The sequence below is a fragment of the Streptomyces sp. So13.3 genome, from assembly GCF_005860785.2.
In the GTDB taxonomy this organism is placed as follows: domain Bacteria; phylum Actinomycetota; class Actinomycetes; order Streptomycetales; family Streptomycetaceae; genus Actinacidiphila; species Actinacidiphila fildesensis.
In genome coordinates, this window is the sequence record NZ_CP048835.1 from 8,062,973 (window position 1) to 8,077,630 (window position 14,658).

Consider the following 14,658-nt stretch of genomic DNA (forward strand, 5'->3'; position numbering starts at 1 on the left):
CCGTCATCAGCCAACCCCCGCACCGAAGGAGCGCACCGCCTTGTCCCACCGCAGCTACCGGATCGGCCAGATCGTGCCGAGTTCGAACGTCACGATGGAAACCGAAGTGCCCGCCATCCTGCGCGCCCGGGAGACCATCGCACCGGAACGGTTCACCTTCCACTCCAGCCGGATGCGGATGACCCACGTCACGCCGGAACAGCTCAGGGCCATGGACGCCGACTCCGACCGGTGCGCCCTGGAGCTCTCCGACGCCCGGGTGGACGTGCTCGGTTACGCCTGCCTGGTGGCGATCATGAGCATGGGTCTGGGCTACCACCGCGTTTCCGAGAGCCGGCTGCACGCGCGCACCGCCGAGAACGGCGGAGCGGCCCCGGTGGTCACCAGCGCCGGCGCCCTCGTGCACGGGCTGCGCACCCTCGGCGCCAAGAAGATCGCGCTCGTCGCCCCCTATATGCGCCCGCTCACGCAGACCGTCGTCGACTACCTCACCCATGAGGGTTTCGAGGTGCTCGACTACGAGGCGCTGGAGATCCCCGACAACCTCGACGTCGCGGCCCACGACCCGGCCCTGCTGCCGGACATCGCGCGGGCGCTGGACTACGAGGAGGCCGACGCCGTCGTGCTCTCCGCGTGCGTGCAGATGCCCTCGCTGGGCGCCATCGACCAGGCCGAGCAGCTGCTCGGCAAGCCCGTGGTGTCCGCGGCGGTGTGCACCGCCCACCAGCTGCTCCGCGCGCTGGACCTGCCGGCGGTCGCGCCCGGAGCGGGACATCTGCTGTCCGGCGGCTACGCCGAGGTGCCCATCCTCGGGCAGGAGGTGGCCGCCGGGTGACCACCGGGGGATACCGCCGGGTGCCCGCCGGCCCGCTTCCCGGACCGGCCGGGCCGGCCCGACGTGCCCTGGGGACGGGCCGAGGGCGTACGTCTCGGTAGGATCGCCTCCGCACACGACGGAAGGCGATCATGTCGGACAGCTCGACCCGGCCCAGCTCCCTGATCAACACGGTCTACGGGGCCTTCGTCCGGCATCTCGGCGGATGGATCTCCATCGCCGACCTGATCGTCCTGATGGCGGAACTGGACGTGGACGGCCCCGCGGTGCGGTCGGCGATCTCCCGGCTCAAGAAGCGGGGCATTCTCGAACCCGAGCGGCAGGGGGCGACCGGGTACCGGCTCAGCCCCGCCGTGCACGCGATCTTCGACGAGGGCGACCGGCGGATCTTCGGCAGCCTGGAACCGGCGAACCTCAGCGACGGCTGGGTGATGGCCGTCTTCTCCGTGCCCGAGTCCGAGCGCGCCCACCGTTACCAGCTGCGCACCCGGCTGACCTGGCTGGGCTTCGGGAACACCGCGGCCGGCGTGTGGCTGGCGCCCGGCCGGCTGCTGGAGGACGCGCGCAACACGCTCGAACGCCTCGGGCTGAGCGACTACGTCCATCTCTTCACGGCCGACTACGCCGCGTTCAGCGATCTGCGGACCGCCGTCAGCTCCTGGTGGGACTTCCCGGCCATCGAGGCGCAGTACGAGGCGTTCACCGGGATGTACGCGCCCATCGCGGCCCGGCTGGCGGAGCAGTCCGCCATCGATCCCACCGAGGCCTTCCGCGCCTATGTGCCGATGCTGACGCAGTGGCGCCGGCTGCCGTACCTCGACCCCGGCCTGCCCGCCGAGCTGCTTCCCGGTGACTGGAACGCGGTGGAGGCCCGCCGGGTCTTCCAGCAGCTGCACGAGCTGCTCGCCGAGCCGAGCCTTCGCCATGTGCGCAAGGTGACGGGCTCCGAAGCTCCGTAGACCGGGCTTCCCCCGGGGTGAAATCCCCGTCAATCCACCCTCAGGTATCACGTGTAACCCGCCATCTTGAGTAGTGCGGTGCAGTCTATTGACACGTGTAAATTTCGTATGTTCTTCTTCTGGCTGTAGCTAAATCAGCTCGATAATCTTCGCTGGAGCCGCGCAAGCGGCCATGCCCGCCGCGTAGTCGCACCGCCTGTGGCGGTGGCCCGGCCGGGGGATTCGGCGTAACCCGCCACCGCCCTCCGTTCCGCGACCCGGCATCCAGGATCTCTCTCGCCATCGCCGCCGAGGCGCCCTCAGCGCTCCCCAGATCCTCCCTTCGTACAACTTCCGATGAGGTGAGCATGGCAATATTCCGGCTGGTGATCCGGCGGCTGCTGTCGTCGACTCCGCTGCTGTTCATGGTCTCGGCCCTGACGTTCGTGCTGGTGTCACTGGTGCCGGGGGACCCGGCCCGGACGATCGTCGGGCAGCACGCGACCGAGGAGCAGTACCGGACCGTCCGCGGCCAACTGGGCCTGGACGAACCGCTGCCGGTGCAGTACTGGCACTGGCTGGTGCGGGTGTTCCACGGCGACCTCGCCTCCTCGCTGTTCAGCGGTGAGCCGGTCACGTCGGTGCTGAACAACCGGCTGCCGGTATCGATATCGCTGATCGTCGCGGGCACCGTGGTGTCCGGGATCCTGGGCGTGGCGCTGGGCCTGCTGAGCGCGCGGCGCGGCGGTTTCCTCGTCAGGATCGTGGACGGGCTGTCGCTGATCGGCCTGGCCGTCCCGGCGTTCTGGCTCGCGCTGGTCCTGATCGCGGTGCTGGCGGTGCAGTTGCGCTGGTTCCCGGTGACGGGCTACGTACCGTTCGCCGACGACCCGGCGCAGTGGGCGCGTTCGCTGGTGCTGCCGGTCATGTCGCTGTCGGTGGGCGCGGTGGCGATCATCGCCAAGCAGACCCGTGACTCGGTGCTGGACACCTCCACCCGCGACTTCATCCGGGTGATGCAGGCCAACGGCTTCTCACCGCGCTCGATCCTCTACCGGCACGTGCTGCGCAACGCGGCGCTGCCGGTGGTGACCGTCCTGGGCGTGGTGCTGGTCAGCCTGCTCTCCGCCGCTGTCTTCGTCGAGACGGTGTTCGCCATGCCCGGCCTCGGCAGCCTGACGCAACAGGCCACCATCCAGCACGACATCCCCCTCATCCAAGGAGCCGTCTTGTACATCACGGTGCTGGTGGTCCTGGTCAACCTGCTGGTGGACCTGGCGTACGGCCGTCTCGACCCGCGGGTGCGTGCCGCATGAGCACCGCCGCGAAGAGACCGGGTCTGCTCGCCCGGGTCGTGCGCCGCCCGTCGGGCGCGGCCGCCATCGGCTGGCTGGTGCTGCTGACCGCGGCCACCGCCGGAGCCTCGTTCACCGCCCCGCGCGGGCCGCTGGAGCAGGACCTCGGACACGTGCTGGCCGGCCCCTCGGGCGGCCATCTGCTCGGCACCGACAACCTGGGCCGGGACCTGCTGAGCCGGCTGCTGTTCGGCGGCCGCTCCACGCTGCTGGCGGTGGCCGAGTCGCTGCTGGTCTACCTGGTGATCGGCACCGTCCTGGGGCTGGCCTCGGGGTATCTCGGCGGCTGGGTGGACTGGCTGGTCACCCGTACCGCGGACCTGATGTTCGCGCTCCCGGGCATCATCATCGTGCTCGTCGTCCTGTCGGTGTTCCCCGGCAATCTGCACGCCGCGATGATCACCTTCGGGGTGCTCGGCAGTCCGGGCCTGATCCGGATCCTGCGGTCACAGACCCTCGGCATCCGCGAGGAGTTGTACGTCGCCGCGGCGAAGGTCGCGGGGCTGACGCGCTCCCAGATCCTGCGCCGGCACGTGCTGCCGCGGATGACCAGCATGGTCATCGTCCAGGCGGCGCTGTTCTCCGCGATCGTCGTCACCATCCAGGCGGGGCTGGGGTTTCTTGGCCTCGGGGCGCAGCCGCCCGACCCGTCGTGGGGCGGTCTGGTCGCGGACGCGTCCCAGAACATCGACCGTGATCCCTGGATGCTGGTCCCCGCGGGCATTCCGCTGGTCATCACCGTGATCGCGCTGGGTCTGCTGGGCGACGCGATCCGCGACGCGGCCATCGAGGGCTGGTCGGTCTCCAAGATGGCGGCACCGCCGGGCCGCACGGTGCCGGCGCCGAGGTCCGCCGAGGACGCCGTGGCCCCGGTGGAGGGCTCGATTGAACCGGACGCGCGGGCGCTGCTGTCGGTGCGGAACCTGTCGGTCGAGATCGGCGGCATCCCCGTCGTCCAGGGAGTGTCCTTCGACGTCATGGCGGGCGAAACACTCGGCGTCGTCGGTGAGTCCGGGTGCGGCAAGTCGGTGACGGCGCTGGGCGTCCTGGGCCTTGTGCCCGGCGGCGGCCGGGTCGCCGGCGGCCAGGTGGTGTTCGACGGGGTCGACCTGGCCGGCTCCCCGGCCGAGCTGGCCCGGGTCCGTGGCTCCGGGATCGCCTATGTGTCCCAGGAACCGATGGTGGCCCTCGACCCGACCTTCCCGGTCGGCCGCCAACTCGCCGAGGCCGTACGGCGGCACAGCCGCGCCGACCGGCGGACGACCCGCGCCGCGGCCCACCGCCGGGTGATCGAGCTGCTGACCATGGTGAACATCCCCGACCCGGAGGCGGTGGCCGGCCGCTACCCGCACCAGCTGTCCGGCGGGATGGCCCAGCGTGTCGCCATCGCGCTGGCCCTGGCGGGCGACCCGAAGCTGCTGATCGCCGACGAGCCGACCACCGCGCTGGACGTGACCGTCCAGGCCGAGATCCTGACGCTGCTGCGCGGGCTGCAGGCAGAGACGGGGATGGCCGTGCTCATCGTCACCCACGACTGGGGGGTGGTGGCGGACCTCTGCCACCGGTCGGTCGTGATGTACGCGGGGCAGGTCGTGGAGCAGGCGGACGTCGAGTCGATGTTCACCCTGCCGCTGCATCCGTACACCGCGGGCCTGCTGGCGGCCAACCCGCACCTGGCCGGCGGCGGAGAGCCGCTGCCGACGATCCCCGGCACGGTGCCTGCCCCCCGCGACTGGCCGCAGGGCTGCCGGTTCGCCGCCCGGTGCTCGCGCGTCACCGACGCGTGCGCGGCGGCACCGGTCGCCCTCACCCGGCCCGTACCCGACCGCCTCACGCGGTGCGTCCATTCCCAGCAGCTCCTCGTGGAGGGCACCCCCAGATGACTCCGCAGACCATCCTCGACATCCAGGACCTGACCGTCGAGTTCCGCCAGGGCCGGCGTACCGCGCCGTTCCGTGCCGTGGACTCGGTGTCCCTGACCATCGCGGCGGGGGAGACCGTCGGCCTGGTCGGCGAGTCCGGCTCGGGCAAGTCGACCATCGGCCGGGCCGTGCTCGGTCTCAACCCCGTCCGCTCCGGCCGGATCCACTTCGAGGGCGCCGACATCACCAGCGCCCGGCCGGGTGTCCGGCGGGAGCTCAGCGCCCGGCTGCAAGTGGTCTTCCAGGACCCGTACTCATCGCTCAATCCGGCCCGCACCATCGGCCGGACGCTCGCCGAACCGCTGCTGGTGCACCGGAAGATCGGTGCGGCGGAGACCGCCGAGCGGGTCACGGAGATGCTGGCGCGGGTCGGGATGCCCGCCGACACCGCGAACCGGTACCCCGGGCAGTTCTCCGGCGGGCAGCGGCAGCGGATCGCCATCGCCCGCGCGCTGATGCTCTCACCACGCCTGGTGATCTGCGACGAACCGGTCAGCGCACTCGACCTGTCCATCCAGGCCCAGGTGATGAACCTGCTGGCCGATCTGCAGAGCGAGCTCTCCCTCAGCTATCTGTTCATCGCCCACGACCTCCCCGTCGTCCGGCACCTCTCGCACCGCATCGTCGTCCTGTACCGCGGCCAGGTCATGGAGTCCGGGCCCGCCGACGACGTCTACGCCGATCCCGTGCACCCCTACACCCAGGCGCTGCTCGCCGCGGTCCCCGAACCCGATCCCCGGGTGCAACGGGCCCGCAGGGCCGACAAGGAGGCGGCCGGCGCCACGGTCCTGTCCACCCAGCCGCCCGCGGCCACCGGCTGTGCCTTCGCGCACCGCTGCCCGCACGCGATCGACATCTGCCACAGCCTGCGCCCCGAGCTGCTGCCCGTCCCCGGCGGCGAAGCGTCGGGCGGCGGGCGGACCGCCGCCTGCCATCGCGCCGCGGACCTGCATCCGCTGACCGTTCCAGCACATTCAGGAATCACAGGAGAGGAAGTGCCGTGTTCAGGCAACGAATGATCAGCGGGCTGGCGACCTTGGTGGTGCTCGCCGCCGCGGCCACCGCGTGCGGCGGGTCGTCGAAGGAATCCGGCGGCCAGGGCGACACCCTGACCGTCATCTCCCCGAGCGCCCCGGCGAGCCTCGACCCGGCGAAGGCCAACGTCGGTTCCGACAACTGGTTCGTCAACCTGGCCTACGACACCGTTCTGCGGCAGGGGCAGGACGGGAAGACCGGTCCCGCGCTCGCCACCAAGTGGGGGTACGTCGGCACCGGCAACCGGGAGTTCGAGTTCGCCCTGCGCGACGGGGTGAAGTTCGCCGACGGCACGGCCATGACCGCCCAGACCGTCGCGGCGTCACTGAACTACACCCGCAAGAACGGGCTCAACGTCTCCTGGACCTCGGCGATCGACTCCGTCACCGCCACCGGTCCGCTCACCGTGCGGATCCACTGCTCCAGCCCGCACCCCAACGTGCCGCAGCTGCTCAACCAGATCCTGCTCGTCGGCTCGGTGATCAGCCCGGCGGGCCTGGCCGACGCCAAGAAGATGGGCACCCAGTCCTTCGGCGCGGGCCCGTACGTCCTGGACACGGCGCACACGGCCACCGGCGACCACTACACCTACACCCCCAACCCCAACTACTGGGACAAGACGAAGATCCACTGGAAGAAGGTGATCATCAAGATCGTCGCCAACCCCAACTCGGCCCTCCAGGCCGTGAAGACCGGGCAGGCCGACATCCTGGGCATCACCGCCAACCAGGTCGACACCGCCACCTCGGGCGGCCTGAGCGTGATCCGCTCGCCCAACGCCTTCCTCGGCATCGACCTCGTCGACCGGGACGGGGTCCTGTCCAAGCCCCTCAAGGACGTCCGGGTCCGCCAAGCCCTCAACTACGGCGTCGACCGCGAGAGCATCACCAAGGCTCTCTTCCAGCAGTACGGCCACGCCACCGACCAGATATCCCTCCCCGGCCTGGACGGTTTCGCCGCCGACTACGACAACCACTACTCCTACGATCCGGCGAAGGCCAAGCAGTTGCTCGCCGCGGCGGGATACCCGAACGGGTTCGCGCTGCACATGGAGACCCAGAACTTCTTCGGCATCGACCTGGTCACCCAGGCCGTCGTCCAGCAGTGGAAGCAGATCGGCGTCACCACCACCGTCACCACGGACACCAGCATCGGCCAGTGGCTGGGCAACGCCACGTCGAAGAAGTTCCCCGCGCTCGGGTTCGGCTACGGCGGCGCCTCCACCTACACGCTGTCGCTGGACTGGATGCTGCCGCACCCGACCGCGTTCAACCCGTTCGCCTCGCAGGACCCCGCACTGACCGCCATGCTGGCCACCGCCGCGGCCGCCCCCCAGGAGAAGCAGCCGGCGCTCTACCAGAACGTCATGCGCCGGGTCGTCGACCAGGCGTGGTTCGTCTCGGTGCTGCGGACCGACGGGATCTACGCCTTCAACAGCCGCAAGCTGAAGGGGTTCGCGGTGGCACCCAGTTACCTTCCCGACCTCGCCTGGGCCACCGCACCGAAGTAGTACCCGTCCCTGCCGCCTCACGCTTTCCGCCTCGCGCCTTCCGTCTCCCGCCCGCCCCGTTCCGGCCGGCGGGAGGCGGGAGGCGCGCTTCGCCATGGGGCCCGCGGGCGGCTCGCACCTGATCGTCCCTGATCAGTTCCCGCTCCCGTGCGCAGGTCGGCGCAGCGTGGCCGTCCGGTGACCGAGAGGTAGGCGACAACCCTTGCCAGCAACGGCCAACTGTGCTGATATCCGAACCTGCTGGCAGTGACAGCAGGTGCCCTCACGAACACGCCGGGGCGAACGGGCGGCGCACGTACGGCGCCCCCAACGGCGCCCCCAACGGATCAGCTCTGCGGCAGCCCACCCGGCCGCCCTCCCTCAAACGAGTGCCATGCCACAGGACTTCTTCGAACCGCGTCGGCCGGCCCTGATCACCGGCAAGGCGTTCGCGGCCGGGGTGAAGGCGCTGATCCAGGCGGTCGTGGTGATCGTCATCGCGGCCCTGGGCATCGCGGCGGCCTCGTCCCTCCTGGGCCGCCTGGCCCGCTGACCGGGAGCACCGACGCGCGGGGGTACGGCGAGGAACCTATGGTGGGATAGGGAACCAAAAGCGGACGATGTGCAGACGCTTCCCAGGAGGCGATGACCATGCATCGCGCTCAATGGCTGTGTGCGTCGTCCCTCTTCGCCGTGGTGCTCGCCACCGTCGCCGTCGGCTGCTCCTCCCCGACGGTCACCACGTCCCCCGCGTCCGTGCAGCCTTCCACGTCCGGATCGTCCGTCCCGGGTCCCACCGCGTCACCGACCGGTGCGGGGCAGCAGGAGGCGCAGATCGGCGACACCCTGGATCTGGTGGGTACCGGTGACGGTGAGCGCATGGCCGTCACGGTCACGCGGGTCGGGACACCGGGACGGCCGTGTACGCGGATTCCCCCTCCAACGGGGCGCAGGTGATCGACACCCAGGGCCAGGCCTTCAACTCCACGATCGCCGACACGAATGCGGGGCCCAGCTTCCCCGGCAGTGTCCGGATCACCCCGGGGGACACGGCGCTGGGCTTCATCACGTTCGAAGTGCCGAAGGCCTCCGTGATCGCCAAAGTGCAGTTCACCCTGAATTCCGGCTTCGCCGCCAACACCGGCCAATGGACCGTGCAGGGCGTGGAGAAGGGCTCGCCGTCCACGGGCACCGCCCCGGTGCCCCAGCCGACCGTCTCCACGGCACCCGCGCCCACGTCCGCCGCCGGGGCGACGAGTCCCCGCCAGGTCGTCGAGAACTACTACGCCGCCATCAACGCCCACGCCTATCTCACGGCATGGAACCTGGGCGGCAAGAACCTCAACGGGTCCATGCAGGGCTTCGTGGCCGGCTTCGCCGGTACCGCCCACGACACGGTGACGGTGACGGATGTCCAGGGCGACACCGTGAGCGTCGTTCTCGACGCCACACAGACGGACGGCAGCCACCGCGTCTTCTCCGGGACCTACACGGTCCGTGACGGCATGATCGTCAGCGCGGACATCCACTGAGACGCCGCCGTCGGCCATGGGTCGGTCAGGAGCCCACGGGGTTCACGAAGGTGCCGGGGTGGGTGGCGCCGTCCTGGCGGACGATCGAGCCGCCCCAGGGCCACTTCAGCGCGAACTGGGTCTTCTCGTCCGGCGGCGTGATGCGGACCAGGGCGGGCTCGAAGGCCTCGGCGGCGGGGGCGGTGGTGGGGAGGAGAGTGATGGAGAAGTTCGTGGTGTCCGAGGGCTTGAGCAGGATCTTGGTGGGCGTCGTCGAGGCGCGGATCAGCGACCAGGTGCCGTCCGTCGCGCGGTTGCCGACGATGTCGACGCCGGGGAAGCCGATGAGCGAACAGGTGTGGCGGCTGATGTTGGTGAAGAAGACGGAGGCCCGGGTCTGGCCGGTCGAGGCCATGTCCGGGGCCGCGCCGCCGCCGGCGGCGAAGCCCGCCTTGAGGTCGCCGGTGTGGCAGCGGGCGATGGACGCGAGATCGACGACTGTGGACGTGCCGGAGGTGGACGTATCGGCGTTCGACGGGCCGTCATCGGACGACGCGGATCCGCCGGTCGTATCGTTTCCGCTGCTCTTGGCACCGTCGGTCACGCCGCCGCTGCCGGCGGTGGGTGTCGCCTTCGGAACGCCCGTGGTGGGGGCGGGGGCCGGGGTGCTCGGGGCGTGGTTGGGGCGTCCGCTGGATCGCGCGCCGTCCGCCGAGGTCTGGCACGCGACGGCGCCGGTGCTCAGGGCAGCGATGGCGAGTATCACAGCCGCGTGGCGGGGCAGGCGATTCAGCATGGCGGTCATGGGTACCCGACTCTCTGCGTGCGGCGGCGCGACGATCTCTGTGCGTTCACGCGCGGAACGCGGGCCGCGGTTCCAGCGGACTGCCACCGGCCGGGTCGGTCAGGGCCGCGGGGTCCGCCGGCAGGTGCTGCTCCGCACCGGACCGACGACAGGGAGCGCTCAGCGCAGCTGCTGGACGCGCAGGGCCAGTTCCATCTCGAAGCGGGCGTCGGGGTCCTGGAGCCGGTCGCCGAACAGTTCGTCGAGCTGGCGCAGCCGGTAGCGGACGGTCTGCGGGTGGATGCCGAGCCGGCCCGCCACCTCGTTGGCGTTGCGGCTGCACTGCAGCCAGCAGAGCAGCGTGTCGGCGAGGCGGGCCCGGTACGGCGGGCGCATCCGTTCCAGCGGGCCGAGATGGCGTTCGGCGAGGGCGTCCACCAGGGCCTCGTCCTGGAAGAGCAGCATGGTGGCGAGGTTCTCGGAACAGCGCACGACCTCGCCGCCCGGCAGCACATCGCGCCGGGCGAGGGTCAGCGCGTCCATCGCCCAGCGCAGCGACCGGGCGCCTTCGGTCAGTTGCACGGTGGGGCCGAGGGCGGCGCGGTGGCCCTGCAGCGCCGAGTCGACGGCGCGGGTCCTGCCCGGTCCGCCCGGGTCGGGGACGACGATGCACCCGGGCCGCTGGTCGAAGCGGGCCAGGAAGCCGGGCGGCAGGATCGGGTAGAGGGTCTCGCGTTCCCAGTGGTGGTCCACGACGACCACGGCGAGGGAGGTGGGGACCGGCCAGTGGGCGGCGTGGGCGAGATCGCGGATGGCCTCCTCGGTGGGGGGCCGCTCGGCGATCAGCATGTCGAACAGCCGCAGCCGCCGGCGTTGCAGCTCACCCGCCAGATGTAACTGGGCCTCGGCGTACCCGGCGGAGGTGGCCGTGGCGATCTCGTCGATATGGACCAGCGCGGCCTCGCCCAGCAGGCCGAGGACCTCACGCGGCAGGACGTCGGCGTCGGCGAGGGAGACGATGCGGCGCCAGGAGATCCGGGCGCCGATGCGGAGCGCGCCCTGGAAGGAGTCGAGGCTGCGGCCCTCCCGGGCTTCGCCGCGGCCGATACCGCGGTAGATGCCGATGACCTCCTGCGCGCTGATGCCCGGGGCGGAGAGGCGGTCCAGCAGGAGGTTCAGACCTAATTCCACGCCGGTGTGGATGGTTTTCGTGTAGGTGTCGTTCGTCGGGCGGTCGTACTCGGGAATCTCGGCCTGGATGGCTGCGACCACCTCCTTCCGGATAGCGTCGAGGAAGGGCCGGAGATGGTGGGCGAGCTCCGGGGGGATCCGGCTGAACGGCTCATCTGCCAGTTCTTGGGTCTGTCGCACCGTGGCGGAGTTCCTTCCGCTTATTGGTTCGATTGCTTGCGACGGTACTCCCCGGAAGCAGCTGCCCGCCACGGTGCCTGACGGAGCATCAGATGAGGATGCGTTGTCACTTGAGTGACAACGAGTCCCCGACGGTGCGGCCTTCCGGCACAGCCGGTGCCCGGTGGCGGAGGGCGAGGAACGTCACCAGGGCGCCGCACAGGACACAACCGGCCGCGAGTCGCAGGCCGGCCGCATAGCCGTCGAGGAACGCGGTAAGCGGATCGGAACCGGCGGCGAGTTCCGCGCTCCGGGTGTGCGTCAGGACGACGCCGACCAGGGCGATACCGAAGACCCCGGAGATCTCCCGGGCCGCGCTGACCACCCCGGACGCCATGCCGTTGCGGGAGGCCGGCACCGAGGCGAGGGAACGGACCGTCAGCGGCGTGGTGAGCGCGGAGCCCGCGCCGATCAGCAACAGCCCCGGCTGCAGACCGAGATAGCTCGTCCGCAGACCGGTCGCGGACACCTGCACCAGCCCCCACGCCACCAGCACCAGCCCGGCCGCGATCACCCGGTGCGCGCCCCAGGCCGCGCAGAGCCGCTCCGCGAACGGCGTCAGCGCCAGCAGCGCGAGCGCCAGCGGCAGGAAGGCGAGACCGGCCTTGGTCGCGGAGAATCCGAGCACCTGCTGCAGATACAGCGTGGTGAAGAAGAACACGCCGTTGACGCCGATGCCCCAGAGCACCTGCGCGGCCGTTCCGCCGCTGAGGAGGCGGTCACGGAAGAGGCCCAGTTCGAGCAGCGGCGCCGCCCTGCGGATCTCCAGAGCCACGAACAACCGGCCCGCCAGCGCCGCCGCGAACAGACACTGGGGCACCGGCCAGCGGGTGAAGCCGTGCGCCCCGCCCTCCAGCAGTCCGTAGGCCAGCAGCCATAGCGCCGCACTCGACAACACGACCCCGGGCACGTCGAGTCGGCGCAGCGCGGACAGACCCGGGCGGCGTACCGCCGCGGGCACCGCGCCGGCCAGCAGCAGTCCGAGGACGCCGAAGGGCACGTTCAGGAAGAACACCCACCGCCAGCCCCACCGCTCGGTGATGAAACCGCCGAGCACCGGCCCCAGGGCCAGCGCGACCGCCAGCGCCCCGGTCCACAGCCCGACCGCGAGCGAGCGGCGCGCCGCGGGCAGTTGGCCGGTGATCACCGCCAGTGTCGCGGGGATCACCAGCGCGGCTCCAGCGCCCTGCACGGTCCTGGCCGCGATCAGCGTCGGGCTGTTCGCCGCGAGACCGCCCGCCACGGAGGCGGCCGTGAAGACCGTCAGCCCCGCGATCAGCACCGGGCGGCAGGACAGCAGGTCGGCGAGCCGGCCGCCGGCCAGCAGCAGCGCGCCGAAGCTCAGGACGTAACTGGTGCCCACCCACTCCAGATCCGGCAGGTCGAGACCCAACGCCCGTTGCACGGAGGGCAGCGCGACGTTGACGACGGTGTTGTCCAGCGTCGTGATGAACCCGGTCACCGCGATCCCCAGCATGATCGGCAGCGTCCTGACCCGGTCCACCGGCGGCTCCTCTCCCGGGTCAGGAGCCCCTGGTCCTGGCGGGTCATGTGCTCGGGGCCGTCCGACCTTAACCACCGCACCCGCCGTTCGGCTTGTCATCGGAGTGACAGAAGGCGGACGGGCGGCTGTCACGCCCCGCTCTAGTGGCCCGGCACCCGGAAGCGGAACCTGTTGCCCCCATGACGCTCCAGAATTCCGGATCCCCCCTCCGGGAAGGAGAGCCGCGCATGACCCGTTTCGCCGAGTTCGAGTCCCGTCGCGCCCAGGTTCTGCGAGGAGGCTCACCAGCGGCCGTGGAGCGCCAGCACTCCCGAGGCCGGCTCACCGCGCGGGAGCGCATCGACCTGCTGCTCGACCCCGGCTCCTTCACCGAGACCGACGCCTTCGTACGGCACCGCTGCACCGCCTACGGCATGGACGCCTCCCGCCCCGACGGCGACGGGGTCGTCACCGGTCACGGCACCGTCGACGACCGCCCGGTCGCGGTCTTCGCGCAGGACGCCACCGTCTTCGGCGGAAGCATGGGGGAGGCGTTCGGCGAGAAGGTCCTCAAGGTCATGGACCACGCGCTGAAGGTCGGCTGTCCCGTGATCGGCCTCAACGACTCGGGCGGCGCGCGCATCCAGGAGGGGGTCGTCGCCCTCGCCCACTACGCGGAACTCGTCCACCGCAACGTCATGGTCTCCGGGGTGATCCCCCAACTGTCCATGATCCTCGGCCCGTGCGCGGGCGGCGCCGCGTACTCGCCGGCGCTCACCGACTTCACGGTCATGGTGAAGGACATCTCCCACATGTTTGTCACCGGCCCCGACGTCATCCACTCGGTGACGGGGGAGGAGACCACGGCCGAGGAACTGGGCGGCGCCCGCACCAGCTCCGCCGTCAACGGCACCGCCCACTACCTCGCCCACGACGAGGCGGACGCCTTCGACTTCGTGCGCGGGCTGCTCTCCTACCTGCCCGCCAACAACCGTGAGGCGCCACCGCGCTACCGGCAGCGCTCCGACCCCGGCATCACCGCGACGGACCGGGAACTCGACGAGATCGTGCCCGCCAACCTCGGTCACGCCTACGACATGCGGGAGATCCTGCGGCGCGTCGTGGACGACGGCGAACTGCTGGAGATCCAGGAACTGTTCGCGCCGAACATCATCTGCGCCTTCGGCCGGGTCGAGGGCTCGTCGGTGGGCATCGTCGCCAACCAGCCGCTGCACTCCGCCGGCGCCCTGGACATCAACGCCTCCGAGAAGGCCGCCCGGTTCGTGCGGTTCTGCGACGCCTTCGGCATCCCGATCCTCTCGTTCGTCGACGTGCCCGGCTACCTCTCCGGCGTCCGGCTGGAGCACGAGGGCATCGTCCGCCGGGGCGCCAAGCTGCTGTACGCGTACGCCGAGGCCACCGTGCCCGCCATCACCGTCGTCGTCCGCAAGGCCTACGGCGGCGGCTACGCCGTCATGGGGTCCAAGCACCTCGGCGCCGATCTCAACCTGGCGTGGCCGACCGCGCAGATCGCCGTCATGGGAGCACAGGGCGCGGTCGCCGTCCTGCACCGCAAGGAACTGCGCGACGCCGAGGACCCGGAGCTGCTGCGCAAGCAGCTCACCGCCGAGTACGAGAACGATTACGCCACCCCGTACCTGGCCGCGGAGCGCGGCTACCTCGACGCCGTCATCCTCCCGCACGAGACCCGCGGCCGGATCGTCCGTGGACTGCGGTCGCTGCACGGAAAACACCGGCCCGCACCGCAGCGCCAGCACGGCAACATCCCCCTCTGAACCCCTCTGAACCCGTCTGAACCACCCGTCCCCCGGTCCCACGGATCCCCCCCACCGGTCCCACGGAACCACCTCCTCCGAGAGCGGCCCCCCTCGCGCC

12 protein-coding genes and 1 pseudogene are annotated in these 14,658 nt (G+C 70.9%); 10 read left to right on the top strand and 3 right to left on the bottom strand.

Going from position 1 to position 14,658, the window contains the following annotated elements:
* The first annotated feature begins 94 nt into the window (after window positions 1-94).
* The 9 genes and pseudogenes from C8250_RS36055 to C8250_RS36095 all read left to right on the top strand — a co-directional run bounded on the left by C8250_RS36055 (window position 95) and on the right by C8250_RS36095 (window position 9,106).
* Entirely contained in the window at window positions 95-835 is a 741-nt protein-coding gene (locus C8250_RS36055) for an Asp/Glu racemase (RefSeq protein WP_138352584.1), read from the top strand.
* A gap of 131 nt (window positions 836-966) precedes the next feature.
* The gene (locus C8250_RS36060) at window positions 967-1,794 is read left to right on the top strand and encodes a PaaX family transcriptional regulator C-terminal domain-containing protein (RefSeq protein ID WP_138352514.1); all 828 of its coding nucleotides are present in this window, start codon (window positions 967-969) and stop codon (window positions 1,792-1,794) included.
* A 347-nt stretch (window positions 1,795-2,141) separates the two neighbouring features.
* Entirely contained in the window at window positions 2,142-3,089 is a 948-nt protein-coding gene (locus C8250_RS36065) for an ABC transporter permease (RefSeq protein ID WP_198357623.1), read from the top strand.
* A complete protein-coding gene (locus C8250_RS36070) occupies window positions 3,086-5,011 on the top strand; it encodes a dipeptide/oligopeptide/nickel ABC transporter permease/ATP-binding protein (RefSeq protein ID WP_138352515.1) in 1,926 nt (641 codons plus the stop codon). Before C8250_RS36065 ends, C8250_RS36070 begins: the two co-directional genes overlap by 4 nt.
* On the top strand, window positions 5,008-6,069 hold the full coding sequence (locus tag C8250_RS36075; protein ID WP_138352516.1) for an oligopeptide/dipeptide ABC transporter ATP-binding protein: 1,062 nt from the start codon (window positions 5,008-5,010) through the stop codon (window positions 6,067-6,069). Before C8250_RS36070 ends, C8250_RS36075 begins: the two co-directional genes overlap by 4 nt.
* Entirely contained in the window at window positions 6,051-7,595 is a 1,545-nt protein-coding gene (locus C8250_RS36080; protein WP_138352517.1) for an ABC transporter substrate-binding protein, read from the top strand. The genes C8250_RS36075 and C8250_RS36080 overlap by 19 nt, the downstream gene beginning before the upstream one ends.
* Window positions 7,596-7,995: 400 nt before the next feature.
* Window positions 7,996-8,091: pseudogene (locus C8250_RS44975) on the top strand (multidrug ABC transporter permease); the annotation flags it as partial.
* Between the two features lie 134 nt (window positions 8,092-8,225).
* Window positions 8,226-8,531 (top strand): hypothetical protein, encoded by a 306-nt coding sequence (locus C8250_RS36090; RefSeq protein ID WP_138352518.1) that lies wholly within the window; start codon window positions 8,226-8,228, stop codon window positions 8,529-8,531.
* Window positions 8,528-9,106, top strand: a complete 579-nt coding sequence (locus C8250_RS36095; protein WP_138352519.1) for a nuclear transport factor 2 family protein — start codon at window positions 8,528-8,530, stop codon at window positions 9,104-9,106. The genes C8250_RS36090 and C8250_RS36095 overlap by 4 nt, the downstream gene beginning before the upstream one ends.
* Before the next feature lie 25 nt (window positions 9,107-9,131).
* On the opposite strand, the gene C8250_RS36100 is transcribed toward C8250_RS36095, so the two are convergent.
* From C8250_RS36100 to C8250_RS36110, 3 genes are all read right to left on the bottom strand, one after another.
* On the bottom strand, window positions 9,132-9,881 hold the full coding sequence (locus tag C8250_RS36100; protein WP_138352520.1) for a DUF4232 domain-containing protein: 750 nt from the start codon (window positions 9,879-9,881) through the stop codon (window positions 9,132-9,134).
* 168 nt (window positions 9,882-10,049) lie between these two features.
* Window positions 10,050-11,240, bottom strand: coding sequence for a helix-turn-helix domain-containing protein (locus tag C8250_RS36105; RefSeq protein WP_138352521.1), 1,191 nt, complete (start codon window positions 11,238-11,240; stop codon window positions 10,050-10,052).
* 106 nt (window positions 11,241-11,346) lie between these two features.
* The gene (locus C8250_RS36110; RefSeq protein WP_187145127.1) at window positions 11,347-12,783 is read right to left on the bottom strand and encodes an MFS transporter; all 1,437 of its coding nucleotides are present in this window, start codon (window positions 12,781-12,783) and stop codon (window positions 11,347-11,349) included.
* A gap of 227 nt (window positions 12,784-13,010) precedes the next feature.
* Between C8250_RS36110 and C8250_RS36115 the strand changes: the two genes are divergently transcribed.
* Window positions 13,011-14,558, top strand: a complete 1,548-nt coding sequence (locus tag C8250_RS36115; RefSeq protein WP_138352523.1) for an acyl-CoA carboxylase subunit beta — start codon at window positions 13,011-13,013, stop codon at window positions 14,556-14,558.
* Window positions 14,559-14,658 lie beyond the last annotated feature (100 nt).